The organism is Bacillus sp. FDAARGOS_527 (genome assembly GCF_003812125.1).
Lineage (GTDB): Bacteria > Bacillota > Bacilli > Bacillales > Bacillaceae_G > Bacillus_A > Bacillus_A paranthracis.
Window position 1 is genome coordinate 2,240,492 of record NZ_CP033795.1, and the last position, 26,881, is coordinate 2,267,372.

Genomic DNA, 26,881 nt, shown 5'->3' on the forward strand with positions numbered 1-26,881 from the left:
ATTGAAGAATAACGATAATTACGATGGGAAATTACCACATAATGCTGAATCTTACTGGACGAGCAGTATTCATTTACCTGAATACCCTTCCTTAGAAAATGACATGCAGGTCGATGTTATTATTGTAGGAGGAGGAATTACTGGCATTACTTCTGCCTATCTTTTAGTAAATGAAGGTCTAAAAGTCGCTGTTATAGAGGCAGACAAATTATTAAATGGAACGACTGGACATACGACAGCTAAAATTACTGCTCAACATGATATGATTTATGAAGAGCTTATCAGATATACCGGAAGAACTACCGCAAGATTGTATTACGAAGCAAACATCGATGCTTTAAAATTCATTCAAACTACAATTAATAAACATCAAATCGATTGCGATTTCACTCAACAAGATGCTTATCTGTATGCCACAACAGAAGAATATGCATATAAGTTAGAAAAAGAAGCAGAAGCTTATAAAGAGCTTCATATTGAAGGCGAGCTTGTAAACAAACTTCCTATTGATTTAAAAATACATAATGCACTTGTTATGAGAAATCAGGCACAATTCCATCCACTTAAATATTTAGCCCATCTTTCAAATATAATTACAGAAAAAGGTGGATACATCTTTGAAAATACCACAGCAGTAAATATAAAAACAGGCGAGCAACCTGTGGTTCTTACCCGTGGAGGAGCTCAAATTACAGGGAAGTATATTCTCTCTTGTTCCCATTTCCCTTTTTATGAAGGTGCAGGACTTTACTCTACAAGAATGCATGCAGACCGATCTTATATAATTGCTGCTAAGACAAGAACAAATTATCCAGGTGGTATGTATATTAGTGTAGATGAACCGACACGTTCTCTCCGTTCCACAACAATTAATGGAGAAGAATTCATTCTTATCTCTGGAGAAAGTCATAAAACGGGACAAGGCGGCGAAATATTAAAACATTATGAAGCACTAGAAATATTCGGACAACAAGTTTTCGGCCTTGAAAATATCCCATATCGTTGGTCAGCACAAGATTTAATTACACTAGACAAGATTCCTTATATCGGTGAGATTACATCCGATCAAAAAAATATATTAATTGCTACTGGATACAGAAAATGGGGTATGACAAACGGAACCGCAGCGGCGCTTTTATTTCGAGACATCATATTAAAAGAAAAGAACAAATATCGGGAATTATATACTCCCTCTCGTTTCCACATGAACCCTAGTTTAAAGAATTTCTTAGTCGAAAATGCCAATGTTGTTGGACACTTAATTAAAGGCAAGTTAGAGATTCCTCAAAAATGTATTCGTGATTTATCTAACGATGAAGGAGCTGTCGTTGATATTGATGGACATAGAAAAGGAGCTTATAAGGATGTAGAAGGTAAACTTCATATTGTAGATACAACTTGTACTCACATTGGATGTGAAGTTGAATGGAACAATGGAGAACGTTCTTGGGATTGCCCATGCCATGGTTCGCGATTCTCGTATACAGGAGAGGTACTTGAAGGGCCTGCTGAAAAACCATTACAAAAGTATGACTATAAAATGCTTGATAATCTTACTTCAGAAGACTCTGGTTACTAATTAAATTTATGTAAGCAAAAACAGCTACATAGTATATAGCTGTTTTTGCTGTTTTTGCTTTTTTAACTCCTTATTGTCCGTAATCTCAAATCGAAATATAATCTGTCCTATTCCTATCAATTTAAGAAATATATTCTTCCCCAACATGAAAAATTGAGTTGAACTTCTAAAGATAACTATGAAAGGGTAAAATTGAATTTACAATTAAAACCAACATACTGCCGTTTGAGGGTAACTCGGTTTTATTCGTTTGATGATGTTATGGTCCTACTCCTAAAACTGACAACTTATAAGAGAATATCATTTTTCACCTTCTATTCTAACTAACAAGTCGTGAAATTCGTTTCTTCTTCCATGAAAGTTTATAATATCCATATTGCAAAAGTAAACTTACAATAAATGCTGCTGGATACCCAATCCATATTCCTTTTATACCAAGATTTGTATGATAAGAAAGGTAATAAGCAACAGGGACTTCTACAAGCCATATTGATACGACACCGATAATAGTGGGCCATAATACAGTTCCACTTGCTCGCATTGTTGCACCAATAATTTGAGCATGACCGAAAATTAAGTAACTCCAAAGTGTAATCATCACCAAACTATGCGCAATTTCAACTGTATTCGTGTTCGTTAAGAATAACGATAAGATTTCTCTTGAAAACAAGTAAATAAAAGCGATTAGTATACCACCAATTATATAATTCATAATAATTCCAGCACGAATAACTTCCTGTAATCGGTTAAATTGTTTCCCACCAATAGATTGCGCAGCGAAAATAGATACCGTAATTCCAAGGCTAACCGCAGGCATCTGAACATAACTTGCAACCTGGTTTACAACCCCATATGCAGCAGTCGCATCAGAACCGAAACGATTCACAAATGCGATTACCGCAATCTCAGATAACGAAACAAGAATCATATTAATACTCGCTGGAATTCCAAGGCGTAATAATAGTTTTAATAAATCCCAATCCATACGAAGATATTTCCGTACGGTCTCATCTAATTGCAGTGGATGATTCTTCTTTTTTAAATAAATAAGCATAACAATAAATGTTACAACTGTCGAGATAACAGAAGCATAGGCAGCTCCGTACACACCAAGTTTGGGTATTCCTAGCCAACCAAAAATTAGAATAGGTAATAGAATTATATTTAAGACTGTACTAACAATTAAGAAATAAAACGGTGTCTTAGAATCTCCTGTACCTCTTATAAACGTTGTATAAGAGAAATATAGAAATAAAACTGGCATAGAAATAAATAAAATACGCGCATAATGCACACTCATATCAATTATATTCTCTGGCGTACCCATAAAACGCATAATGTTCAGAGCAAATACATTTCCCACTATTGCCAAAATAACTCCTATTATAAAGGTAAATGTCAACGTCGTACCAACAATGGCTTTTAAACGATCTTCATTACGGGCTCCAAATGCCTGACCAATTAAAATCGAACTACCTGATCCAATTCCAATTACAAACGAAACAAGTAAAAAGAATAATGGGAAAAATGCTGAAATGGCAGCTAATTCATTCACACCAAGCCATCGTCCTACTACCACCATACCAAATAATTGTCCAACTGATTGTAATATGTTACTTAAAAGCAAGGGAACTAGAAAAATAGACATTAATTTCCATGTTGTTTTCTCTCCCTTTTGTTGATTTTTTAATTTTTTACTTTCTTGAATACTATCTATCGATGATTTCACATTTGATTTCCCCTTTTATTTGGAGGAATTATGTCATTCCGAGAATAATACGTTACAAATAAAAAAAGAAATTTTTAAATTAACGTTATTATCTTATCCATAGATTTCCCCCTACGTAATAAAGATTTTTGAGAATTTGTTTATCCATTCATTCTTTCTACCATTTATCTCTTTCCCCCCAAATTTTGATATAAACGAAATGAAGCTTTCCCCTTATAAAGCCTATCCTGATATTTCTTCTAAGCAATAGTAAACATCTTCCTTACCTCTTTAAGTTAACTCTTCAACATCTACAGTAGTTAAATTAATTTGCTTTGCATCATTTATTTTAATAAAATTATTTATATTATTAAATGTAATAAATAATTAGGAAGCGAAATTGGTATAAAAAATGTCTTTTGTTATGTTTTTAACATCGTGAATACTTAATAATTAATTTATTTTACAATTAATACTAGACCCTTGTTGCTTTGTTTGTTAAAGCAATTAACATAGATTACTGTTTTTAGTTATGTTGTATATTTTCTTAAAGATGTGTCCAAAATATAACTAACCTGTTTTAGAACAAATTGGTTACCGAGTAGTTAGCTTTTGCTAACTACTTTTTATTATTAAATATGTTCTTATCAAAATAATGAATTTCTAACTATTAGCTCAGTTCTTCCCATCCAGAAGAGTAGTTTGTACTTTTACTTAAAATTTCTTAAAAACCATTTGAGCATAGATTTTTCCCATTAAAAAAGGAGAGATTATAATCCCTCCTTCTAATCCATACACTATATAATTAGCGAGTGAATCGACCATCAAGTTATATATTGAAATTTTGTGCGATTTTATATTTCATTTGATCGTTTGCACTTTCAGCATCACGAACTAATAATTCGTTACGGCTTCCACTATTATTGTTTGCTATTATTACGTATACTCATTAAATTCCATGTCCATACTATTTAGCAACGGTAGTCCATGCCATTCGGATTGACCTCCAGCACATGATAAATCTATTTTTCTAATTTATGTATATTATTCAACTAATTCTACCATTAATCTTCTGTGCTACCTGTAGATCTTTTGTTTTAAATCCGCTATTTATAGCCCATCTATAAAATAGAAATGAAACAATTGAAATAAGTACCATATCCCATCCATAAGTTATAATATTTAACCCGCCAAATTTTTCACTTCCAATGTACGATATACAAATCATAAATAATAAATACCCCACAATCCATAATCCAGCTAAAAAATTCTTCTTAAATCCAACCCATTTTGTTTTTAATTGATAATAAAAATATATAGGTAAGCCCATAAGTATAATAAACATTACTTCTCCTGTTAATGGCCACCTTGCCCAATATAATGTTAATGATGCAAAAATGAACCCTAAAGGTGCGATAATTTTTAATCCCTTTATATAGAAAGGACGATGAAAATTAGGTGCAGTTTTTCTCAGAGTCATTACTGTTATTGGTCCAGTAACATATGAAATTAATGTAGCTACTGAAATCACTTCAGCTAAAACACCCCATCCTTTAAATAAAAATAAAAAAACAAAACAAATCATTAAATTAAACATCATGGCAAATCTAGGCACACCATATGTAGGATGTAATTTCCCAAAAACTTTAGGGAAATATCCATTCTTCTCCATTCCGTACAGCATGCGTGATGTGGTTGCCATATAAGTAGTACCTGTACCAGAAGGGGATACAAAAGCATCTAAATATAATACAATAACTAACCAATTAATATTTAGTGCTATTGCTAAATCAGCAAATGGTGAATTGAAATTTAAATTTGACCATCCGTTAATTATCATATTAGGATTTACAGCGCCGATAAACGCAATTTGTAATAATACATATATTATAGTTGAAATTAAAATAGATCCTACAACTGCCCGAGGAATGGATTTCCCTGGGTTCTTTGCTTCACCAGCCATATTAATTGGACTCTGAAAACCATTGAATGCAAAAATAACACCGGATGTTGCCATAGCAGTTAATACATTTGACCAATTAGATACATGAAAGTCCTGATGACTAGTAAAATTTTCTCCATGAAATCCAACGAATAGCAATGCACCAATTGTAAGACCAGGAATTACGATTTTAAATATAGTAATTAGAGAATTTACTTTTGCAAATAGACTAACAGTCCAATAGTTTAAAAAGAAATATATAATAATAAGTAAAGAAGCAGCTGCAAGACCTTTTGAAGTCAACATCCCATTGTCTACTAAATCCTTGGCCCAACTTGCCCACTCCCAAGGCCATGAACTCATATATTGTATTGAGGCTATAGCTTCAACTGGAATAACTGAGACGATGGCTATCCAATTCGCCCATGCAGCAATAAATCCTACGAAATCTCCATGTGAGTATTGGGTATATTTTACCATTCCGCCAGCCTCCGGAATCATAGCTCCTAACTCGCTATATGGTAAGGCAATAAATAATATTACAATCATTCCTAAGAGCCAAGAAAAGATAGCGGCCCCTCCTGATATTTTAGCAGCCTTCCATGCACCAAATAACCAGCCAGACCCTAAAATCGAGCCAATCCCAGTCATTGTGAGTGCAAAGGTTCCTAGCTTGCGTTTCATATTTTTCATTTTCCACACGCCCCTCGTTTACAAAATAAATAGGATTTTTTTATTTATTAACCATTTATTCATGTATACTAGCCCCCTTTTTATTTAAAGTAAGAATACAAATTTTATAGACTCATTCACCATAAAATTCATCTCCAATCAACTCTTTATATTGTATGTATACCCTTTATAATTCTCTCTAAACCTGAAATTTTTAACTATATTTGTTACGGAAAAACATCATAATCTAGTATGCCTCTATATTAAGAATATTTCAGTTCTAATAGACGAAAGTTCATCTTGTCTATGGTCTTAATTTGATAGGCGATACTACTCCCAGATGCACTCAAGCTAGATAAGGAACTGAAGGAAACTATTATAGAAATTTCTACATTTCTTTCGAAACATATGGTTCCCTTCTTACCAAAAACTCAACTCTAATTTAGTGAATTGATTAAGTGTATTGGGAGACTTTTATTGAGATAAATCTTCGGCAAATAATGACACCCCTTGTTTTTTATGCATATTCCTAAAAAGTATGTCACTCTTTCCCATTAATTAAGAAAATGCTAACGTGCTTTTAATCTCTAGAATAGTCCCAACTCTTAAGTTGATGGATGTGTGGCCGTACTCCATTGCTATCAAACAAAACAATGATAGTTACGGATGAATTAGCAATTATACGAATTTCATTTTTTTCGGCATTCTGCATCTAGACGGTATACCTATTAGCCACGGTAAAACTCTATTTCAAATCAAAAAAATAGATTACCTGCACACGAAAAAGTATAGTGCATAGGTAATCTATTTTTTTGAGATTAATAAAAACCTAATTTATTTTTTGAATTCTTCCATCAATAATAGACTGAATTGGTTCTTTTGATTTTTTTATGTAATCTACTAATGCTTCAAAATCAGTTGGTCCTGTTTCAGCATCTTTACCGTTTTTAAAGGATACAAATCCATCTCCACCTGAAGCTAAAAATGCGTTCGCAACGACGCTGTAAGTTTTAGAAGGAATCATTTCTTCTCCATTTGTTAGGCGAATACTTGTTACTTTTTCTCCATTAGGTTTGTTTGCATCCCAAGTGTATTGGATCCCTGAAATTTGAAGCATTCTTGTTATGTCTTTTTGCCATTGTTGATTTAAAATATCACGAATATCTTGACCCGTTAAATTTACTTTTATTAATTGATTTCCGAATGGTTGAATACCATATATCTCTCCCCATGTAATATCACCAGCATCTAAGTCATTACGAATACCACCAGGATTCATAAGTGCAATTTGAGATTGCATTGTTGCACGCTGGGCATCAGCAACTAAATTTCCAAGAGTAGATTCACCAGCCGTATTTAGTTTGCGATCTAGTGGAGCAATAGACTTACCTACAACTTCATTAACAAGAGGTGCGATTTTTGCTTGATATTTCTCCATCTTCTTCTTTATTTTTTTATCAGGCTCCATGCCTTCATGGTAAGTTGTAACAATTTCTGCTTTTTTCTCAACAATATCTTGTGTTTTACGATCAATCTTTACATCAACATCAGCAAAAGCCATACCGTAAGAATTTGCTTGTACGACAAGTTTATTATTAACAGTTCCATTTACATAAGTGTGGCTATGCCCACCAAAAATAACATCGACTTCTGGATCAGTCTCATTTGCTAATCGGACGATATCACCATTTGTTACGCCGTTCCCATCTGTTGTCCCCCCGTTATGTGCAAGAACAACGATAGATTTAACGCCTAGTTTTTTTAATTGCTTTACGGATTTGTTAATAGCTTCAACTTCATCTGTAATTTCTACATTCTTTAGCATAGTAGGCATAACAAGGTTAGGCACATCCGTTGTTACGACTCCGATAAATCCAACAGGAACTCCTTGTACCTTTTTTATAGTGAATGGTGGTAAAAATAAACGACCAGTGGATTTATTATAGAAATTTGCGGCAACATATGGGAATTTTGCACCTTTAAATTTCCCTGTTTTCTCATGGTATCCTCCATAAATAAGGCGTTTCATTTCTTCAACACCTTCATCAAATTCATGATTTCCTATAGTTCCAACATCGAATTTTAAATCATTTAGAAATTCAATGGTAGGTTCGTCTTGTAATAATGCTGAAACAGGAGTACTTGCTCCAACAACATCGCCAGCATGTACTTTTAATGTATTCGGATTTTGTTTTTCACGATCGCGTAAATAAGCCCCTAAGTACTCGATTCCCCCTGCATCTTTATTGTTAATTTTTTTTACTGTGTCTAGTTGCCCATGAAAATCGTTAATCCCGAGCATTTGCACATCTATGTAGCGGTTTGGTTCTGTACTTGCTTGGGCTGAAGGCACAGCGAATACACTAGTAAAAGTAACTGTACTTAATGCTAAAGCAACTGGAATGATTTTTTTCAACATAAAATTTCTCTCCCCTAATAATTAAAATCTTACATAATACGATGTTATTTTAATATATTAAGAGGATTATTTCTATAAAAATTCTACTAATTATAAAAATTAATAAGATTTTATCGTTTTCTGACAAAAACATTTCTTTATTTTGAGGATTATTCAAAATATTATCTTGATAGTAATATAGCAATCCACCTAAGAGACAAAAAACTCTAATCCATAAATTTTAGCCGTTAAGAAAAATATTCAACTCGAAACTAATAGAGATTTATCAACCTAACATTTCAATATCAATATTTAAAAATGAGCAAAAATTTCGTTATAGAAGATTTCAATTCTTTAAATTGGTTACAGTGGTGCACTACGCCGCATTCAAAAAGATGCTCCTGGATTTATCCAAGAGCATCTTTTTGAAACTTTATTTTTTATTTGTTTATGAACTATCTTATGATATTTAGTACTTCTCATATAAAAAAACATTTTAACAATCATATGGAAGGATACCTAACTATTTTCACGGAATCTCTAGGTATTCTACTGTGCTCACTTCAATTAATAAGCATCTGATTCATGGCTTTTCTTTACTGCATCTTTTGTTGCTTCGTTTGCAGCTAATGAACCTTGGCCATATTTTGATTTACTTACTTCGCGGCCTGGAAGTTTGTTTTCCGTTTTAGCTTCTTTCATTTTCTTTTCAATACCTTCTTTAACACGACGGCCATAATCTTCATCAGCTTGTGTGAAGTGTTCAATCATCGCATTCTGAATTCTTTTGTCACATACTGCAAGTGCTTCAGATAGATTTTTAACCAACTCATTTCGTTCCCACTCCTCAAAACTACGATACGTGTGACCTGCTTGACCATAATTATTAGGACGATCGATTGGTGCACTCATAGCAGCCGCATTGTAAGTTGGTTGGTGTGGATGGTGCTTTTCTTGTTTTGCATCTTTATAACCACCCAGCATAGATGGCTCATAGTTAATATGCGGATTTTCTCCAGACTCTTTCGGATTACGCATATCCATTTGACCACGATGTTGATTTGTACGAACAGGTGCTTTAGGTGCATTAACAGGTAATTGTAGATAGTTTGCACCAACGCGATAACGTTGCGTATCTGAATAAGAGAAAGTACGACCTTGCAGCATTTTATCATCTGAGAAGTCCATGCCATCAACAAGTACTCCTGTACCAAAAGCAGCTTGTTCAATGTCTGAATGGTAATCAACTGGATTACGATCAAGAACCATACGTCCTACTGGTAACCAGGGGAACTGCTCCTCTGGCCAAAGCTTCGTATCATCAAGAGGATCAAAATCGAGTTCTGGATGATAATCATCCTCCATAATTTGTACAAATAGCTCCCACTCTGGATAATCTTTGCGCTCAATTGCTTCATATAAATCTTGTGTTGCATGACTAACATTCATTGCTTGAATACTGTTTGCATCTTCTTGTGTTAAATTTCGAATTCCCTGCTTCGGCTCCCAGTGATATTTCACCAATACCGCTTCGCCTTTTTCATTTACCCATTTATAAGTGTTCACACCAGATCCCTGCATATGGCGATATGTTGCTGGAATACCCCATGGAGAAAATAAAAATGTAATCATATGCGTTGCCTCCGGGGTACGAGAAACAAAATCAAACATTCTCTGAGGATTCGCCACATTCGAAACCGGATCAACCTTAAACGCATGAATCATATCTGGGAACTTCATCGCATCACGAATAAAGAAAATTTTTAAATTATTCCCTACTAAATCCCAGTTACCATCTTCCGTATACATTTTCACTGCAAAACCTCGTGGATCCCTTGCTGTTTCTGGTGAGTCCTTAGCTCCAGCTACTGTAGAAAAACGAACCATTAACGGTGTTTTTTTGCCAGCCCCCGAAAACACTTTCGCACGAGTATATTTTTCTACCGGCTCATCTCCAACTTTTCCATACGTTTCAAAATACCCAAATGCTCCAGCTCCTCGCGCATGTACTACACGTTCTGGAACCTCTTCTCGATCAAAATGAGAAATTTTTTCGATGAAATGATAATTTTCAAGTGTTGCTGGACCACGATTCCCAATTGTTCGGATATTTTGATTATCCTTCACAGGGTGCCCCTGTCGTGTTGTCAATGTCTCACGTTTCATGTCTTGTTCATCTAGAGAATTCATGTCCTGGTTTTCTTCCATAATTGAAAACCTCCTCAAAATTATTCACCTTTAGGTATTTCCATTTATTAGAAAAAATATGATGGAATTGCAAATTATTTATCATGTATCAATTAACAATGATATAGTTGTAATCAGTCCTTTAAGAATAATAGGAGTGCTTCATGTGTTAATTTCCCACTATATTCAAATGGTACAGTTGCATCTGAATCATCATGAATAACAAGGGTAGGTATATTAATCTTGGCTAAATCGCCTCTGAAGTCTGTTTTGCTGAAAGCAGCGATATCCCTATTGTAAAGTCGAAATGATACTATCCCAATTAATAAATATTACTAACTATATATCTAGATTAATATCTGTCATATTTTTTATATACAAGATTAATTAGATTTAAAAAAAGATTTCTTTTTCTTTACTCGTAATAAATCACCTGTCCACCCTTTGAATCGCATATACATATACATACCTCCTGTTGTGAAAATAATAAATAAGAGAGCAATTAAATAGCTATATTTCCATTCTAGTTCAGGCATATATTTAAAATTCATCCCCCACAATGCTCCTAAGGCCGTCAAAGGCGTACTTACAGCAGTTAATACAGTAAGAGCTTTCATAATCTCATTCCCACGATGTGAAGAAACAACTTCTTGTAAATGAATCATCGTGTCCAATTCTTCTTGGTACTCTTTAACAAGTTGTAATCCACGCTCTAATTTTACGTTTGTTTGTTTATAACAAAGAGTGTTTGTTAAGTTTTCTAACCAAGCTTCTTTCAGGCCTTGTAACACTTCTTGTATTAAGCGAAACACATGTGTGTTCATAAATAGTTCATGACGAATATGATAAATTCTTTCTAAAACTGCTATGTTATTATGATGATAAAAATCCCATAATACATTTCTGAAATTGTTTTCGAAATAGTCAACCTTTCGCAAGTAGTGAGATATAAACATTGATAAAATAGCACATAATCCTTCAGCGGAACTATTACAATTTTTCACACTAAAAGAGGAATTATGTATTAATTTTTGAAAATCCTCTTCCTCTTTTTCCTGAACCGTTATGAGTATTCCATGAGCTACGAAATAATGAAGAAATTTTTGAATTTTGGCGTCCTTTTTATCTTGATCATATAAAAACGAACCATATACACAAGTTTGACTTGATGATAACGTATAAACATATAATCCATTTTCACAAGGAGAACTTATTTTCTTTATAAATTGAGAGAGATAAGATGTTACATCACGAGGGATTATAGAAGAAAGTTTTTCAAGCTCACTAGTTTTCACATGATACCAACTCCATTTCGTCATTTTTATGCATTCCATATTATTCTTCCTTTCTAAATAGTTTTATGTTTGATCGAATCATATCCGTAATATGAAATTTGTATGTAGGTATTCATGTCTTGGAGGAAAAGTTTTTAGATCAACTAAATTACAAAATAAAGTGAAACTTTAATCAGTGGGGGTTTTCTTCATCCCCCACTGATTATTAGCCCTCACCAATCGGACTTTAATGGCATAGAAGGTCTTATTCTATTAAAAGGAAGACCCCCTATATATTAGCTATTTTTATTCTCAATTTTAAACATTTCCTCTATATAAGCACTTTTTATCTTTTCTTATAAAGCATTTTTTATATGTGGAAAAGAAGCTACATAATTGGGCACGTCTATTCAACGAACTCCATTTCGGTCGTTATTATAATTTAGATTCATATACAGATTGATTGGTGATGTCGTCAAATACTTGACTTCCAATCATGTAGTATCCATGAAGTGCAGCCTCTTTCGAAGCGTCTACCATACGGAAAGAAGAAATTTCACCTTGTATTTTTTCAATTCGTTTTTTGTGGAGATCTACTATTCCTCCTGTCCAAATAATAGTGTCATACTGGTCTAACTTAAATTGTTCTTGTAATACACGCATAACGTCTTGGAAGTGTGCATCCAACTCTTTTTGAATCAAAGTATGAACCTGACTTGTCTGAGGATCTTCTTCTCGACCTCCATATCCTTTTTCTAATATGTTTGGCATATCGTTAATATGCAATTGATTACTTTCACCCGCATGATTCTGCACGATATTCTTAATATTTTTCAAGGGCTTGCTACATCCTAGTTCCGTCTCATAATGATTTAAAATGACATTCTGTTTCATATCTGTCATTTCTAATGTACGAAATCCACCATCAATAATTAAGATACGATCTCGTTCCTGAATGATTCCCTCTTTTAAGAAATAGGCATGTAAAGCGACCGGTTGCTGAAGAATTAAAGCATTTTCCACCGTAATAGTAATAAATTTTCCATCAATTTGCACAGAAGTTTCTTTTTTTAGTGCACGTTGTAATTGCTCATGCTGACTACCAAAACAAGTGACAGGAAGCCCGGTAACAACTAAAGGTAACACGACATTTTCTTTATAATCCTTTGCAATGCAACCAAATATTTGTTGTTTAAACCGTTCGCTTTCATAATAATTTTCTATTTCTTCGTCAAATGGAGGAAGCAATGAAGCGTCAGATTGATGCGCTTCATTTCCCATATAGTATGCAAAGTCTAAATCTATAAAACTTACCTTTGTTAAATCTTCACTTTCATCATGATTAGGTACAGGGGCTAGTGTGGAAGCTTCACTCTTAATCGTCACCTCAGAATCTACATCCTGTCGATATGCCCGCTTAGTAAAACCAATTCCTACATCAATTGCATACAGAGATTTCATACTTTCTTCCTCACTTTCTCTTTTTAGAATTAAATCTAAGCACTCTCTTCTTTCATATATTTCTTTTCATTTTTCGTTTTTTCTCCGTCTATGTCCTTACTGTTTTGATTTATTTCGTTATCCTTTTCATCTGTTTTCTTTTTGTTCGTTTCGTTTTCTGTTAAGTCTTTAATGGTAGAAATGACAACTGGTGTGGCTGTAAGCAGTTGTGGTAATGTTTGTTTTGCAACATTAGCTGCAGTTACAGAGAATTGTTTACTTGTTTCGGTTACCTTCTCCAATGTTTCCTTTATGTTTCCTTCTTGCAATTTTTCTTTTACGCTTTTTCCTTTTGTTTGTATCGCTTTCCGATTTTCCTTTTTTAATAAGGAGACTATAACTCCAGTCGTAATCCCAATCATAGCGTATTTAAATATTGTATGTTTCATTTTTTCTCACCCTTCTCCACTTTTATTTTCTTCCATGCTACAAGCTAAAATAATTACCTTACCTATTGCAATCTATTAGAGAGAATGATAGTTTTGCGGTTGCCTATCACTCGCCGTTAGTGTTTCATCTGTTACTAGGAGTAAAATTCTCCCTTGATCTAGTTTTTCTTCATATAAGTTAGCTTCCTCCTTCGACAACCCCATTTCTTCCATTTGATTTCGGAGCTCGTCCCCTTTTTTGGAGAAAAAGTTGATAATACTTGTGCCCAATCCTTGTTCTTTTACTCCAATCGTATTTATGTTTGTATCATCCGCAATCTTTTTTGTTATATGTTTTTCATGTGTTAAGACGTAAATGTCATCTTGGTGAATCCCTTGCAATTCTAGCTCTTTTACTTTCATAACTACTTCCTGTTCATTATCATATTCATGAACCACCGGTTTTCTTTCATTCTTATGCATCTTATTTTTCCTCCTTTAGATTTTTTATTTAGTTGTTATGTAATATGTAATACACCTATTTTAAAAATGTTAAACCTAAATTTTCAAAAAATTTCACACGATAGATTATTAATGTTTTTGAATATTAAAGAGATGTCACGAGCACTTTCCTTTGATAGCAGTGTTACAAATAACGATTTGTGTAAAAGGCATGTCCCTTATTTTATAGAAAATTTCTATTTAGAAAAATAAAAAACACTCCTTTTCAAAGAGTGTTTTTAAAAAATATAACCTAATAGTAATGTTTCTATTTTAATCGCAGAAAGAAAGTCTTTATTAAAACATATGGTTGCTAATTTAATTGCAATCTTCCTTGCACCCAAGCAGCAATATCATTTATAACATACTCGGGGATATTAGCAGGACATAATATTCATCTGGTTTACTTATTTCCCCATCACCCTCTGTAAAGAAATGATTTAACTTTGGATATAGTCGATAATCAACGTTACCTCGTTCTTTTAGTTGTTCTTTCCAAAGAGGGATTTCGATTTTCGATTGAACTTGATAGTCTCGTTCTCCTTGAATAATAAAAAGCGGTGTCTTTTGTTCTTTTGACATTTCCACTGCTTTCATTTTACGTATAGAATCCTTACTTCACAGGATTTTTTTGCTGTTTTCATTATATCCTTACTATACAAATGAAAATATACAATCATACTAAATATACAAACTTTGCATAAAAAAATGATTTTATAGTATCTTTTTAATATCCATGTCCGCCTTGCCAACCACCATGTCCGCCTTGCCAACCACCGTGTCCGCCCGGCCAACCACCATGTCCGCCTTGCCAACCACCATGTCCACCTTGCCAACCACCGTGTCCGCCTTGCCAACCACCGTGTCCGCCCGGCCAACCACCGTGTCCACCTTGCCAACCACCGTGTCCACCTTGCCAACCACCGTGTCCACCTTGCCAACCACCGTGCCCGCCTTGCCAACCACCATGCCCGCCTTGCCAACCACCGTGTCCACCTTGCCAACCACCGTGTCCACCCGGCCAACCACCGTGTCCGCCTTGCCACCAGCCTGCATAGCCTTGTCTCTGTGAGTTCATTCCTTCGCATCCCTTCTTATTAAAAGTTCAAATACTGTAACTGGGTATTCTCTAAATATAATTATGTATCCCAAAAATAAATGTATCCGCAAACATCCCGATTCTTGGTAAAGTAATTATCTAATGAAAAAAACATTTTCGCGGGATAAAAAATAATACGATTTGCATGAAAGAATAACCATACACTGTTATCCCTCCTTTAAACACCTATTTAAGAAAAACTTAAGAAATTCACTTCTAAATTCATAAGAATTTTTTCCTATACTTAAAATAAGTAATTTAACAAGAGGAGAAACGATCATGAAGAAATTTGTAATTTGCATAATAGGAATAGGTCTTCCTATATACTTACTACCTTTCATATTACGCGGGGATTTAGACAGATTTAATCCGATTGCTGAAGAAAAAAATGTATATGCGGTTGCAAAAGGATATGGTGTTCCGGATTATCATCATAAAGGACGAGCTATGTACGCCCTAAAAGGTGTTGATGAGTTAAACAATGAAAAAGAATATAAAGTTGGAACGAACACCCCTAATGATTTTATTAGAAAAACTTTCTTAAAGATTTATGTAAAAGGAAAATATGTTTATTCTTACGATATTATTGCAGAAAAGGATATTCCGGAGAAAATAAGAGATCAATTAAAAATAGTAAACAAATAAAAAATAAGCTGATTTTTTATCGGCTTATTTTTTTCATTCCCTTATCTTCTCCAGTCCAAAGAGTCGTCTTTGTTTCAGCATCAGCGATAAGATATTTTACTCGGAATTTTTTTTCTGTTTCTGTCCATGATGCTATTAAGTAAATTTGTCTATTCGGATTAATTTTAGGATTTTCTTGTGTACCCGCTGTCTTACTTATCCACGGTCCTATTTCGGATTTCATAGTCGATTGTAAATCTTTATATAGAACTGTTTTCTGTATATGATTTTCAGCGTCATGAAAAGGGACATAGAAAGAACGATACGTATGATTTTTAACCTTACTATAAAAAACTTTTGGATTTTCAAAGATTTTACTTGCATTGTTTTCTGTATAGGAAATCTCTTTTGAAGAATCCTCTGCATTTGCCATCCCTTGTACACTTAGTAAAAGAAAGCTACAAGTAAACAAAACCGCTATCATTTTTTTCATATTAAACTCCTTCAATTTTTTAATATTTATACCCAAATAAGGTTATTTCATGCGAATTGATCCATTCAAGATCTGGATATACATCAAAAATGCTAGCAATTACTAAAAAAAGACTCTTACATAGTAAGAATCTTTTTTATATAATCTCCATCGATTTATTAAACTGATTATCATTGTTTCAATAGCCATTCTTCCATTACTTTCACTGTTTCACCTTGTTGTGCTTTTGACGTAATTAAGCTCGCATTATCACCTTTTTGCTCACCGTACATGCCAAAATGAGCATGGTTTCCGCCTTTTATCATGTGCATAGTTGTATTCTTTGACATAAACTTTTTATTGTCCTCTATTTTTTCTACAGTTGCTAACGCATCTACTTCTCCATAAATTGATAACATCGGGATCGATTTCGTAGAGAAGTCATCTGCAGGATACGAACCTAAGAAAATAATCCCGTCTACCTTTTCTTCATGTTGAAAGGCATACTTAGAAATCATAGCTCCGCCCATTGAATGCCCCGCAACATACCATTTTTGAACTTCCGGATACTTTTCAATTACACTACCTACCTCATTGATTCCAAGTATCGCTAAGTTTAATGGTAATTTAGGCATTACTACAAAATGTCCATCTTTTGCAAGTGCTTCCCCTAAGTAACTATAAGCCTCCGCTTCTACTTTAGCTCCTTGATAAAAAATAACCCCTATTTTAGCATCTTTCTCTCCAAAAACTATATAATCTTCATCTTTTTTATCATCCACTAATGACAACGCCTCTTCCGTCGGTTTATAACTAAACTGAGACCAAACAAAAAAACTAATACTTCCTATAAGTAAAATACCTAGTAAAGAGTACAGAACAATTTTCATCCACTTCTTCACATATATGCCCTCCCTAAGATGTGTATATTCTATACTTTAGATTATCATTAATAAACATAAAAACTCGAGCATTTTTATTATGCTCAAGTTTTCATTTACGTCTTTAATTCATACTATAAATGGTCCAAGATAAATATGTAGCAAATGTAGTCCATAAAAAATACGGGATTAGCAACCATGCCGATACTTTAGATAAATTGGAAGAAAACATAATGAGAAGTAACGTAGTAATAGCGACTAGTAAACAATCTACAGTTGCTAAAAACAAATTCTTTTGGCTAAATTGAAAATAGCTGAACGCTTGATTGAATATATAATTTAAAAGGAATAAAAACCAAAATGTTTTTGGCTTGAATCCATAGTTGTTGTAAATAATTGCAACTGATAATGCAATAAGTCCAAATAATACAGCCCATATCATTCCGATTGTCATACCAGGAGGTGTCCAAAACGGCTTTTCTAACGCATCATACCAAGTACGATCAATAGGAAATAAAACACTAGAAACATAAAACAAACCATATGTTAGTAAAAATACTATAATACTAGATTTTTTCATAAACATTCTCCTTTTTAATAGAAGGTTTTAGAAACTCTATATGATTCGTATGCTCTTTCAATGAATACAACTTTAATACGTAAATAGACATTATAACCTTTACATATCAAATTCATATTGACTCGTGTATTTTATATAGATTCTTTCATACTTTTATATGCACAAAGGGCTCTCTCTCGTGCTGCCTTATGATCAACAACTGGCAAAGGGTATGTATCTCCTAGCTTTATATTGGCTTTTTGTAAAATATGCTCAGGTGCTTCCCACGGTTTATGTATATATTTATTAGGCATATCTCTTAATTCTGGTACCCATTTTCTTATATACTCCCCATCTTTATCAAACTTTTCACCTTGTGTGATCGGGTTAAAAATACGAAAGTACGGTGATGCATCTGCCCCACTTCCAGCAACCCATTGCCACCCCATTGTATTATTTGCAATATCAGCATCTAATAGTGTATCCATAAACCATTTTGCTCCTTCTTGCCACGGAATTAACAAATGCTTTACAAGAAAAGAGGCTACAGCCATTCTTGCTCGGTTATGCATAAAACCTGTTTGCCATAGTTCCCGCATTCCTGCATCAATAAACGGGTAACCAGTTTTGCCCTTCTGCCATACTCTTAATAACTTCTTTTCATTATTCCACGGAAAATATTCAAAGCTCTTATTAAGAGGTTTATATACTGTAAATGGATAATGATATAGCAAATAATAAGAAAACTCTCGCCAAATAAATTGACGTATAAAGCTATTCACTTGTTGTTCAAAAAGACTACATTGTTTTTCGTTACTTTTATTTATTAAGTAATGATACATTAGCTTTACTGATATTTGACCAAATGAAAGATACGGTGCCAACATCGAATGAGCATTTTGATTTGGAAAATCCCTTCCTTCACTATAAGAGACTAATTTGCTAGAGAAAAATTTCTTACATGTTTTGTATGCCCTTTCTTCTGTAGGCTCCCATATTGATTCCATATGAGATGTCCACGGTATAGTCGGCAACAAGTGTAATTCTGAAACAGATAAACTTGCTGGTAAAGAACTTCCCCATTTTATACTCTGCACTTTACTAATAGGTTTAGATATTACCTGCTTTTGAAATGCATTATAAAAAGGCGTAAAAACCTTATATTCAGTGTTATCTTTCTTTTTAATAATCCACGGTTCTAATAATAAATGCGAATTAAATTCCTTACAGGTAATACCTTTATCTTCTAACATCATTTTCATTTTTTGATTAGATTGTAATCTATCCGGATCATAACAAATATTCCAATATACAGCCGTTATACCTAACTGTTCTATGAGAGAAAGTATTTCTTCCATTGTATTTCCTTTGCGGATTATTAAAGTAGATCCCAATGCCTCAAGTTGCCTCTTTACATCTATTATAGTATGGTGTAGCCACCACTTTGACGCACTTCCTATTGAAAAAGTTTCATCATATACATATAGCGGAAGAACCTCACCAGACTGAGCAGCTTCAAATAGAGCTGGGTTATCATATAAACGGAAATCTTTTTGAAACATAACGATGATTTTATTTTGCATGGCTATCCTTTCTAATTCTTAAAGCACAATTCATTCTTTATTAGAACAAATACTTCTGTTATTTTTAAATGATTATAAGAATCATTTTTTGTAATTGCAAACAAACTCTTCTATCTTTAATGGATTTTTCCAACTCTTAATAAAGATAAAAATATAATGCACTTTGTACTTATCTTAAACTCTTATAAAATAAAAAAGAAAATGGAGAGAAAGATGAAAAAACAATTTTATAAACAATCAAACTTAAATACATCTATAGATTCAACAATCCTATGGACTTTTCAAAACCAAAATGCCATAAATACACTTTTGAATGAAGGTAAGCTTATAGCCGATCCTATTTTTGTTAGTAAAGAAGATTGCACAGCATATAAATACATTGTAAGACGCATGAAACAGAAAGGTATTGACTTTATTATAGATTTACCCATTTGGGCATGGCATTCATGCAATGGTTACCAAAAGAAGCCTACTTATGAGACTGCAAGAGAATTACTATCAGATATTCAATTAGAGAAAGAAATATACCTCATCGAATTCACATGTCCTAATTTTTTATTCATGTTAACAAACTATAGCCGATGGTGCGACATTTATTTTAAACTTACTGGCAATCCTAAAGCAAGTGTAACAAATGATGAAGAAAAATACTTATTTAATCTTTACCCTACCATTGAGGAAGAATGGGAATATCATCATATCCAAGCAACTCTACCCTACCTAAAAAAAGAATGGATTATACAAATAACTGAACTTAGTAAAATGAATGGATTTAACAAATAATATTGTTTATGAATGCTTTAATTAAGCATTCATAAACATAACAAATAGTCACATGAAACTAATACATTTAAAATAGCTTTTTTTATAATGGAATCCTAAATAAGCTCCTTACTACTATGATTTTGTATACATGCAGTTTACTCATTTAGTTTTGGTCTAGTTTGTAAATATAAACTCAAATCTGGACTTGAACCGTTAATAATTATATCTCGAACAATTTTAGAAAGTACCATACTATAAACTAATCCATTATCTCCATACGCATAGATAAAGTGACAATTTGGAAATTCTTCATACATTCCAATTATAGGTAAACCATCATGAGTACCACCATAAAAAGCACTAAAATAAAATTCAGGTTCAACTGTTATATTGGGAAAGAGCTTATTAAATTCATTCACTAATTTCTCTTTTTTATGGATTAATTTTGAATCTCTTTCTTGAGCAATGTTTGTATCTTCATCTAATCCACCTATAATAATCCTATTATCTACAGTAGTTCTCATATAAATATATGGTCTCGCAGTTTCCCAAATGAGAGTGCGTTTATACCAAGAAGATAAATCTTCCACAGGATTAGTAACAATTGCATATGAGCTAATCAGTGTAGCGTTCTTTTCCTTTTTAAATTCCAATCCTTCATATCCTGCAGCCACAATTACTTTATTGGCAGTAATAGAATTGCCCTCCTTTGTATAAAAGATAGCACATTCTTTCTCTAACTTTTTGCCAACAATCTCTGTATCTTCATAAATGTGAACTCCTTTATTAGAGGCTTGTTCTAATAAACTATGTGTAAATTTATAAGGATTTATTTCACCATCATTATACGTATAAATAGCTGCACGTTTTTTAAATGGATATCTCTGTCCAATTTGTTTTTCTGATAACCAAACCGCTTTAAAATCATGCTTATGTAAATAATACAGTTCCTTTTCTAATTTCTTTATATCCTCTTTATAACTTGCATAATATAAGCTGTCACGTCGTTTAAAGTCAGAGCAATAAGGCAAGTTTTGATCAGCATATTCAATATCATTAATAGCTTGTTCACATAATTTCATATGCTTAACTGCATACTCTTCCCCAAATGTATTTACAAGTTCATAAAACATCTTATCACCTAAATATTGAATAAGTGCTGTATTTGTAAGGTTACTTCCATGTCCTACCTTTCTTTTATCAACGATAACAATATTTAAATCTGATTCACTCAAATAGTATGCTGATTGAGCACCCGAACTTCCTGCTCCTATTATTAGTACGTCACATTTTATATCTTCGTCCAAACGAGGATAAGAAGGTGTATTAGAAAAAGTCGTGTTCCAATATAATTTCCCTTTCTGTAAATCCATTTTAATTGCACCGTCCTAAATAAAATAGTTATATCCCCATCGGTATCTCCAAATCATTCTTACTATATACTTCTTATCAAAATTATCTTGCTATCATGAATAAAGGTTTTCATAAACCTAAAAGCCTTGTCTTAAAAATTTTTTCGAAAAAACGTCAAATAATTTTTTATTTTTATTATAAAAAGAGCAAAAGATCTCCATTTATAGAAGATTTCTTTTACTCTTTTCAAAGGAAATAACTCCAAATATTTAACATATTATAGTATCTACCAAATAAAAGTTGCTTATCTATCGATAACTTACACATAAGAATACATTTGTTTCACTACTTTATTAACAGAAACTTTAACAACCGTTTCTTTTTCCCCTGTTCTATCAATCTTGAAACCATGAACTTTAACATCAGACGGTACTAGTGGATGATGACAAATCATATCTATACTCTTCTCAATATTTTCACTAACATTTTCTTTTCCACTTAGCCATTCCTCAAGGCTACCACTTGAAAATTCAGGCATACAATTTTCAAAGAGATAGTCTAGTTCCTTGTTATTTGTTATAGAATCACGTTGAATTTGTAGATTAACTACATTAGTTTCTTTATCCTCTATTCCGACAACAAAAATTTCTTCCACATTTTCTTCATAAATAGCAATAATAATAGATCTCATTATATCTCCAAAAGGATGTACAATTACGGAATCGTAGCTGTGTATAGTCAACATGTTTTCTTGTTGAATGTTAGTTACTTGTTGGATAATAGGCTCTATTCCTTGTTCCATCTCTGTTAACAATAAAACCTTTTTATGCTTTGAACTCATATATAGCACTCCTTCTTCATGATTGTATTTATGAAACTTTTAAGCTAGTAACAATGATTCATTACATGATTTTTACCAGTTTTTCCAGCGTCCCTCTGAATCAACACTTGCAAGTCTGACCCATCCATTTTGAACTTTTTCTCGAAATGTGAAATCATTATTTAGCAAACGTTCTATATATTTAGTAGGCGCTTGAATTACAATGAGTAAACGAAGTGGTGAGTGATACGTTTCACTATCTGACTGCATAACGGATTGCCAAGGTAAGCCTGATAACAAATCACTTGCATTTCCTTGCATAACACCGAGACCTGCCGTAACGGTTTGTGTTGTTTTGTTTCCACTACCATAATAATGAGGAGCTACAGTTGAAGCGTAATATTGTAGATTGATCCACTGCGCTACTGTTCCTGGTCCCGCTATGATGCTAGCTAATATATCGCCATTTTCATCCTGTTTCCAATCATAATTATGAAGGAAAGCCCTACCTTCTAAGTCACAATCCTGAGTCAATTCACGCTGCCCGATAATAAAAGATGCATTACGAGCTAATCCCCATTCCGGACGTATTTCACTCCAATCTTCTGCAAATCGATGTGCCTCTTTACTCGGATTTTTTATTTTCATTTTAAAATTAGGCAATTGTGTTAAACGCTCTCTATTTGCCTCTTGGCTCACATTTGGCATAACCGACTCAATATTATCAAATGCTTCTTGCGCAGCTTCCGAAAGTTCTGGAACGTAAATCCAGTCCAATTCGTCCACTGTTGTTTTATGTTCAGCTGCTGCAAAAATGGTATCCTCAGGAATTTTAATGCCTTCAGCAGACAATGCCTCTCTTACTTCTGGAAGATTACATAATGTAGCAAAAACTCTTGCATTGAACCCTCCTGCTGCTCCGCCACACGCACCACACTCAAGCGCTGCAGCATAAGGATTGTTCGTACTTTGACTACTGTGTCCGCACATTACAACTAAAGGAGCAAATTTTTCTGTCAGTCCCACCATTTTTAAAGCTTGACGCACATAGTTCACTTTTTCTTCTTTCGTAAAACCGATAGGTATCTCACATTTTGTATCATGGACATGATTAAGTGAGAATGTTGTATTAGGTTTTTGTAACATATTTTTACGAAGGTTACGAATGAAGCCACCTACTCTTCTTGGCACAAAACTCCTTGTTATCATTTGTAAACCAAGTAAAGGGCCACTTACCTCAGGTAATAGCATACTTGTCAATACATTTTTTTTCATCGTCTTAAACGTATAACTTACTGAGCTGTCTATCTTCTTACGTTGCTCATAAGATTTATATTCATTTTCATCCGCGAGTTCTTTTATTTGATGTTTCGGTTTTAATATAACTGGCAAAGAAGGATGGCTGTTATTACTGCCTAGTTCACTAGTCGCAATTGGTAACCCAAAGAAGCCAGCTATTCCAAACGTTTCAAACGGACCTAATTTTTCAAGGTGGCGACGAAACGGTTCTGAACGGACATCAATACAAAATGCTAATTGAGCTACTACACGCTTTTTATCATTCGTTGCACGTTGTTTAGAAGAAATCTTCTTCTTTAATTGCTCTGCATGCGTCTGTTCCCAAGCTTCCAGCCAAAGTTTCTTACGAGTATTTTCATCAAAACGATAAGCAAATGCTAATAATTCGCTTTGTTCAGTGGCAGACATTTGTAACCATTCCCGTGTTGAAATATCCCCCCAATAGATCCAAGAAGCTATAAGTGGGACAATCGAAACTTTTTTCTCAGCCTTTTGATTTTTTAAAGGTAAATAAGGTTTTACAATAGCCAGCTCCATTGAAATTCGAACTGCTAAATATTCTATAACGAGTGCCTGTTCCTTAATTGATTGTTGGGAGCGCCATCGTATCATTCCTGCCCACCCAGGCAAAGAAAGTAAGTGCCCTTCAAGGTAAGCTTGCCTGTTAGATTCAGGAATTCCTAGTTCAGATAATGCTTTTGTTAAAGCTCCCTGGGCATCCTGTGGCCAATCTTTTAAAACTTTACGCTCATTTTTACTGAGCGCTGGATCAAATGTAATAAGGTGATGCCATGCACGATACAAACCTTTCTCTCGGTTTGGCATCGTCCAACTTGATCCGGAGTCATCAAGATATAATTTACACCATTTAATAATATGGTAATTAAGAACATCTGATAGGTTGTCACCCTTTTGATTCTCTATAAGTGAACTGATTGGTTGCATAGAAGAGTCTTCCATACTCCCTGTATTTATATAACTTATTTCTTCTGCTAATTTATTTAATTCTGGCGATGATAATAAACTAGAAGGTAAACTCTCTAACTTTAAAGCTTCTTGGCAAAAACGCTCTGCTGTCTCTCGCGGAATATGAAAAGATTGTGAATCAAGCCAACGAGACAAGCCTATTTGTAAAAATGATTCCTCAATCTCACCTTTCGCCTTTGCCGAATGAATCATGGAGGCACTAGGATAAATATCTACATTACGAGCTTCTTTTAACCAATTTGCGACTTGTTCAAATGATTGCTTTTCAAGCCCCATCCAAGGGTGATGAGCTGCGAATGTAGAGATAGGCCAAAGTGGTGCAATCACTCGGCTAGCAGATTCAACTAAATCATTCATATTCTTTTCTTGTATTTCAATGTTTGTATCTTTCTTTTTTAAAGTTTCTTTCGTTACGATTGACTGTATGCTCATCACGAATTACCTCCCTTTGATACATAATGTTTCAGATAGCTTGGGTGACTTTCTACTGACTTTCGTCTCGCCTCACCTACTCGAACTAACCAAAGATAAAGTACAGCGAATAAAGTAGAAGATTGATTACGAGTAACGAAAGTACAAATAACACTACTAAATAGTAAGATACATATAACAAAAATAACGGCTGGAGCTGAGGGTTGAACACTTTGATACATGTCAGTATGCAACCATTTATAAAGAGAGTTATGAACAGTAAAGTAAATGAGAGAAAATCCACTCAAAACTATTAAGCCAGCAATTCTTCCCATTCTTCCCTCTCCAAAAACAACAAGCTGTTTCCACGAAAAGTATAATGACCATCCTAAGATTAACGCACTAACTAATTCATACCCCTCTCCAGAAGTCATAAACCAGAAAGCAATTGCTATAAATAATCCTAAAACACGTCCGAACATAATCCATAAATTGGACATCTTTTCATTAGATTGCTTCACTCCATCAAAACGTTGTACGGAAGAACCAGCTTGTAAAAACAGTGTGGCTTTAAATAAACCGTGTAAAATTAAATGAATAACAGCTGCTAAATAGGCCCCTAATGCGCATTGAATCAGCATAAATCCCATTTGTGCAATCGTCGAACCTACTAGCTGACGTTTATAATCAACTTGGACTAAACTAATTCCTGTACCTATTAAGACAGAAATACTAGAGAAAATGAGTAAAATGATTTGTGCAATATCATCATGAAAAAGTGGCGAAAATCTAGTTAACATGATACCGCCAGCATTTACTAAACCCGCATGCATAATAGCAGAAACAGGAGTTGGAGCAACAGCTGATTCAATTAACCATCTTTGGAAAGGCCATTGTGCTGCTGGAATCATCACAGCTACTATAATCAATAAGTTAATTCCTGTTTTCTCCAATGTTCCAAATTGAGCTACATTTTCATTCGTTAAAACTGATGTTAACTGCCACTGTCCAGTTATTTGAAACAACCAAATGATAGCTGATAGCAAGGCAATCCAACTTATTGTAAATAAATAGCCTGAGATTTTTGTTGCTTCACTAACTACCTTCCACCCTTTATTTAGCCCGATGAGTAGAACCAATCCTATAAGAGTTGCTCCCCAACACATAATCATGAAGCGAAGATCATCGCTTAACCATGCAACCGAAGATACACCTGTAGTAAATGTAAAAAGTGCAAAGTATTTTCGATATGAGCGGTCTCCCATTAAGTAACGTACAGAAAATCGCTGAATGATTAAACCAATTGTAAGAACGAAGAAAGCCATGAACCAAGCTAAAGTATCTAGATGCCAAGGCCCCACAACTCTATCTCCATTGTGATTAACAAGTGCAAGTAAAGAAACCAATGAAGGCAAAGCAGCGATACCAATATGGATATGAACAAAACGTAAAGGCATCCTTGCATGTAAAAACAATAATCCACTTAGCCAAGAAGCACTAAGCGCGATAAAAAATAATGTTAACAGTGTTGATGAACTTAGCGAAATTAACATGTAAAATACTCCCTTCCAAACGAAAATAACTTATAAAAATTCCTTTTCATTACGATAGTTTTTTTAATTTTAATTTTCATTCACTCTTTTTCGTACATCGTTTTTTTCCATAAAAAAAACCGACAACTTCCATAATTCAATGATTTTATATCATCATTGAATTATGGAGATTGTCGGTTTCACTTCAACTAACTTCAATAAAGTTTTTTGAAGAGCTCCCATTTTATAGAGGATAGTAATATATGTATTACTCCTATGAAAAATAACAGTATATCTCTGATCTCCTAGATTATGCAATCAATATATCAATTTATGTTATGCGCTATCTTTTCATTAAGAAACTTTT

At 33.8% G+C, this 26,881-nt stretch carries 21 protein-coding genes and 3 pseudogenes; 4 read left to right on the forward strand and 20 right to left on the reverse strand.

Annotated features, from left to right (window positions below):
* The first annotated feature begins 1 nt into the window (after position 1).
* Positions 2 to 1,579: an FAD-dependent oxidoreductase gene (locus EGX95_RS14110; RefSeq protein ID WP_000794268.1), complete on the forward strand. Its 1,578-nt coding sequence runs from the start codon at positions 2 to 4 to the stop codon at positions 1,577 to 1,579.
* A gap of 319 nt (positions 1,580 to 1,898) precedes the next feature.
* On the opposite strand, the gene EGX95_RS14115 is transcribed toward EGX95_RS14110, so the two are convergent.
* The 10 genes and pseudogenes from EGX95_RS14115 to EGX95_RS14155 form a co-directional block, all read right to left on the reverse strand.
* Entirely contained in the window at positions 1,899 to 3,227 is a 1,329-nt protein-coding gene (locus EGX95_RS14115; protein WP_012644468.1) for an MATE family efflux transporter, read from the reverse strand.
* 892 nt (positions 3,228 to 4,119) lie between these two features.
* A pseudogene (locus EGX95_RS14120) lies at positions 4,120 to 4,221 on the reverse strand (spore protein); the annotation flags it as partial.
* Between the two features lie 114 nt (positions 4,222 to 4,335).
* Positions 4,336 to 5,922, reverse strand: coding sequence for a glutamate/serine transporter AimA (locus tag EGX95_RS14125; RefSeq protein ID WP_000794162.1), 1,587 nt, complete (start codon positions 5,920 to 5,922; stop codon positions 4,336 to 4,338).
* An 808-nt stretch (positions 5,923 to 6,730) separates the two neighbouring features.
* Positions 6,731 to 8,320 (reverse strand): bifunctional metallophosphatase/5'-nucleotidase, encoded by a 1,590-nt coding sequence (locus EGX95_RS14130; RefSeq protein ID WP_000913795.1) that lies wholly within the window; start codon positions 8,318 to 8,320, stop codon positions 6,731 to 6,733.
* Between the two features lie 546 nt (positions 8,321 to 8,866).
* Complete coding sequence (locus EGX95_RS14135) at positions 8,867 to 10,507, reverse strand: catalase (protein WP_000392237.1); 1,641 nt, start codon at positions 10,505 to 10,507, stop codon at positions 8,867 to 8,869.
* A 113-nt stretch (positions 10,508 to 10,620) separates the two neighbouring features.
* A pseudogene (locus EGX95_RS30790) lies at positions 10,621 to 10,794 on the reverse strand (alpha/beta fold hydrolase); the annotation flags it as partial.
* Between the two features lie 75 nt (positions 10,795 to 10,869).
* Positions 10,870 to 11,820, reverse strand: a complete 951-nt coding sequence (locus EGX95_RS14140; RefSeq protein WP_000388937.1) for a magnesium transporter CorA family protein — start codon at positions 11,818 to 11,820, stop codon at positions 10,870 to 10,872.
* A gap of 375 nt (positions 11,821 to 12,195) precedes the next feature.
* Positions 12,196 to 13,221: a ParM/StbA family protein gene (locus EGX95_RS14145; RefSeq protein ID WP_000839466.1), complete on the reverse strand. Its 1,026-nt coding sequence runs from the start codon at positions 13,219 to 13,221 to the stop codon at positions 12,196 to 12,198.
* Positions 13,222 to 13,256: 35 nt separating this feature from the next.
* Complete coding sequence (locus EGX95_RS14150; RefSeq protein ID WP_000683204.1) at positions 13,257 to 13,649, reverse strand: hypothetical protein; 393 nt, start codon at positions 13,647 to 13,649, stop codon at positions 13,257 to 13,259.
* 75 nt (positions 13,650 to 13,724) lie between these two features.
* Positions 13,725 to 14,111: a YflT domain-containing protein gene (locus EGX95_RS14155; protein WP_000549422.1), complete on the reverse strand. Its 387-nt coding sequence runs from the start codon at positions 14,109 to 14,111 to the stop codon at positions 13,725 to 13,727.
* A 132-nt stretch (positions 14,112 to 14,243) separates the two neighbouring features.
* On the opposite strand from EGX95_RS14155, the gene EGX95_RS30795 reads away from it, so the two are divergent.
* A complete protein-coding gene (locus EGX95_RS30795; protein ID WP_080445125.1) occupies positions 14,244 to 14,342 on the forward strand; it encodes an acyl dehydratase in 99 nt (32 codons plus the stop codon).
* 100 nt (positions 14,343 to 14,442) lie between these two features.
* Here the strand turns inward: EGX95_RS30795 and EGX95_RS14165 are convergent.
* Both EGX95_RS14165 and EGX95_RS14170 read right to left on the reverse strand, forming a co-directional pair.
* A pseudogene (locus EGX95_RS14165) lies at positions 14,443 to 14,741 on the reverse strand (hydrolase); the annotation flags it as partial.
* Positions 14,742 to 14,856: 115 nt separating this feature from the next.
* On the reverse strand, positions 14,857 to 15,207 hold the full coding sequence (locus tag EGX95_RS14170) for a hypothetical protein (RefSeq protein WP_001088222.1): 351 nt from the start codon (positions 15,205 to 15,207) through the stop codon (positions 14,857 to 14,859).
* Positions 15,208 to 15,507: 300 nt separating this feature from the next.
* On the opposite strand from EGX95_RS14170, the gene EGX95_RS14175 reads away from it, so the two are divergent.
* Positions 15,508 to 15,873: a YxeA family protein gene (locus EGX95_RS14175; protein WP_000714880.1), complete on the forward strand. Its 366-nt coding sequence runs from the start codon at positions 15,508 to 15,510 to the stop codon at positions 15,871 to 15,873.
* A 16-nt stretch (positions 15,874 to 15,889) separates the two neighbouring features.
* On the opposite strand, the gene EGX95_RS14180 is transcribed toward EGX95_RS14175, so the two are convergent.
* The 4 genes from EGX95_RS14180 to EGX95_RS14195 all read right to left on the reverse strand — a co-directional run bounded on the left by EGX95_RS14180 (position 15,890) and on the right by EGX95_RS14195 (position 19,347).
* On the reverse strand, positions 15,890 to 16,345 hold the full coding sequence (locus tag EGX95_RS14180; RefSeq protein ID WP_000738169.1) for a hypothetical protein: 456 nt from the start codon (positions 16,343 to 16,345) through the stop codon (positions 15,890 to 15,892).
* A gap of 170 nt (positions 16,346 to 16,515) precedes the next feature.
* Complete coding sequence (locus tag EGX95_RS14185; protein WP_000759143.1) at positions 16,516 to 17,226, reverse strand: alpha/beta hydrolase; 711 nt, start codon at positions 17,224 to 17,226, stop codon at positions 16,516 to 16,518.
* Positions 17,227 to 17,329: 103 nt separating this feature from the next.
* Positions 17,330 to 17,785 carry a TspO/MBR family protein gene (locus EGX95_RS14190; RefSeq protein ID WP_000749735.1) on the reverse strand — a complete coding sequence of 152 codons (456 nt, stop codon included), beginning with the start codon at positions 17,783 to 17,785 and terminating at the stop codon, positions 17,330 to 17,332.
* Positions 17,786 to 17,916: 131 nt separating this feature from the next.
* The gene (locus EGX95_RS14195; RefSeq protein ID WP_063246670.1) at positions 17,917 to 19,347 is read right to left on the reverse strand and encodes a cryptochrome/photolyase family protein; all 1,431 of its coding nucleotides are present in this window, start codon (positions 19,345 to 19,347) and stop codon (positions 17,917 to 17,919) included.
* Positions 19,348 to 19,560: 213 nt separating this feature from the next.
* Between EGX95_RS14195 and EGX95_RS14200 the strand changes: the two genes are divergently transcribed.
* Entirely contained in the window at positions 19,561 to 20,130 is a 570-nt protein-coding gene (locus EGX95_RS14200; protein WP_000743892.1) for a DUF3841 domain-containing protein, read from the forward strand.
* 137 nt (positions 20,131 to 20,267) lie between these two features.
* Here the strand turns inward: EGX95_RS14200 and EGX95_RS14205 are convergent, their stop codons facing one another.
* The 4 genes from EGX95_RS14205 to EGX95_RS14220 form a co-directional block, all read right to left on the reverse strand.
* Positions 20,268 to 21,485 carry an NAD(P)/FAD-dependent oxidoreductase gene (locus EGX95_RS14205; protein WP_123805636.1) on the reverse strand — a complete coding sequence of 406 codons (1,218 nt, stop codon included), beginning with the start codon at positions 21,483 to 21,485 and terminating at the stop codon, positions 20,268 to 20,270.
* 299 nt (positions 21,486 to 21,784) lie between these two features.
* Positions 21,785 to 22,306, reverse strand: coding sequence for a carbonic anhydrase (locus EGX95_RS14210; RefSeq protein WP_000095513.1), 522 nt, complete (start codon positions 22,304 to 22,306; stop codon positions 21,785 to 21,787).
* Positions 22,307 to 22,378: 72 nt separating this feature from the next.
* On the reverse strand, positions 22,379 to 25,003 hold the full coding sequence (locus EGX95_RS14215; protein ID WP_123805638.1) for a DUF2309 domain-containing protein: 2,625 nt from the start codon (positions 25,001 to 25,003) through the stop codon (positions 22,379 to 22,381).
* Entirely contained in the window at positions 25,003 to 26,535 is a 1,533-nt protein-coding gene (locus EGX95_RS14220; protein ID WP_000908900.1) for an NADH dehydrogenase subunit 5, read from the reverse strand. The genes EGX95_RS14215 and EGX95_RS14220 overlap by 1 nt, the downstream gene beginning before the upstream one ends.
* Between the last annotated feature and the right edge of the window lie 346 nt (positions 26,536 to 26,881).

What these genes read in the sequence shown, in the direction of transcription:
- EGX95_RS14115 (WP_012644468.1), bottom strand. Translation starts at nt 3,227, where the DNA reads ATGTCTATTTTTCTAGTTCCCTTGCTTTTAAGTAACATATTACAATCA.
- EGX95_RS14125 (WP_000794162.1), bottom strand. Translation starts at nt 5,922, where the DNA reads ATGAAAAATATGAAACGCAAGCTAGGAACCTTTGCACTCACAATGACT.
- EGX95_RS14130 (WP_000913795.1), bottom strand. Translation starts at nt 8,320, where the DNA reads ATGTTGAAAAAAATCATTCCAGTTGCTTTAGCATTAAGTACAGTTACT.
- EGX95_RS14135 (WP_000392237.1), bottom strand. Translation starts at nt 10,507, where the DNA reads ATGGAAGAAAACCAGGACATGAATTCTCTAGATGAACAAGACATGAAA.
- EGX95_RS14140 (WP_000388937.1), bottom strand. Translation starts at nt 11,820, where the DNA reads ATGGAATGCATAAAAATGACGAAATGGAGTTGGTATCATGTGAAAACT.
- EGX95_RS14145 (WP_000839466.1), bottom strand. Translation starts at nt 13,221, where the DNA reads ATGAAATCTCTGTATGCAATTGATGTAGGAATTGGTTTTACTAAGCGG.
- EGX95_RS14150 (WP_000683204.1), bottom strand. Translation starts at nt 13,649, where the DNA reads ATGAAACATACAATATTTAAATACGCTATGATTGGGATTACGACTGGA.
- EGX95_RS14155 (WP_000549422.1), bottom strand. Translation starts at nt 14,111, where the DNA reads ATGCATAAGAATGAAAGAAAACCGGTGGTTCATGAATATGATAATGAA.
- EGX95_RS30795 (WP_080445125.1), top strand. Translation starts at nt 14,244, where the DNA reads ATGTCACGAGCACTTTCCTTTGATAGCAGTGTTACAAATAACGATTTG.
- EGX95_RS14170 (WP_001088222.1), bottom strand. Translation starts at nt 15,207, where the DNA reads ATGAACTCACAGAGACAAGGCTATGCAGGCTGGTGGCAAGGCGGACAC.
- EGX95_RS14175 (WP_000714880.1), top strand. Translation starts at nt 15,508, where the DNA reads ATGAAGAAATTTGTAATTTGCATAATAGGAATAGGTCTTCCTATATAC.
- EGX95_RS14180 (WP_000738169.1), bottom strand. Translation starts at nt 16,345, where the DNA reads ATGAAAAAAATGATAGCGGTTTTGTTTACTTGTAGCTTTCTTTTACTA.
- EGX95_RS14190 (WP_000749735.1), bottom strand. Translation starts at nt 17,785, where the DNA reads ATGAAAAAATCTAGTATTATAGTATTTTTACTAACATATGGTTTGTTT.
- EGX95_RS14195 (WP_063246670.1), bottom strand. Translation starts at nt 19,347, where the DNA reads ATGCAAAATAAAATCATCGTTATGTTTCAAAAAGATTTCCGTTTATAT.
- EGX95_RS14200 (WP_000743892.1), top strand. Translation starts at nt 19,561, where the DNA reads ATGAAAAAACAATTTTATAAACAATCAAACTTAAATACATCTATAGAT.
- EGX95_RS14205 (WP_123805636.1), bottom strand. Translation starts at nt 21,485, where the DNA reads ATGGATTTACAGAAAGGGAAATTATATTGGAACACGACTTTTTCTAAT.
- EGX95_RS14210 (WP_000095513.1), bottom strand. Translation starts at nt 22,306, where the DNA reads ATGAGTTCAAAGCATAAAAAGGTTTTATTGTTAACAGAGATGGAACAA.
- EGX95_RS14215 (WP_123805638.1), bottom strand. Translation starts at nt 25,003, where the DNA reads ATGAGCATACAGTCAATCGTAACGAAAGAAACTTTAAAAAAGAAAGAT.
- EGX95_RS14220 (WP_000908900.1), bottom strand. Translation starts at nt 26,535, where the DNA reads ATGTTAATTTCGCTAAGTTCATCAACACTGTTAACATTATTTTTTATC.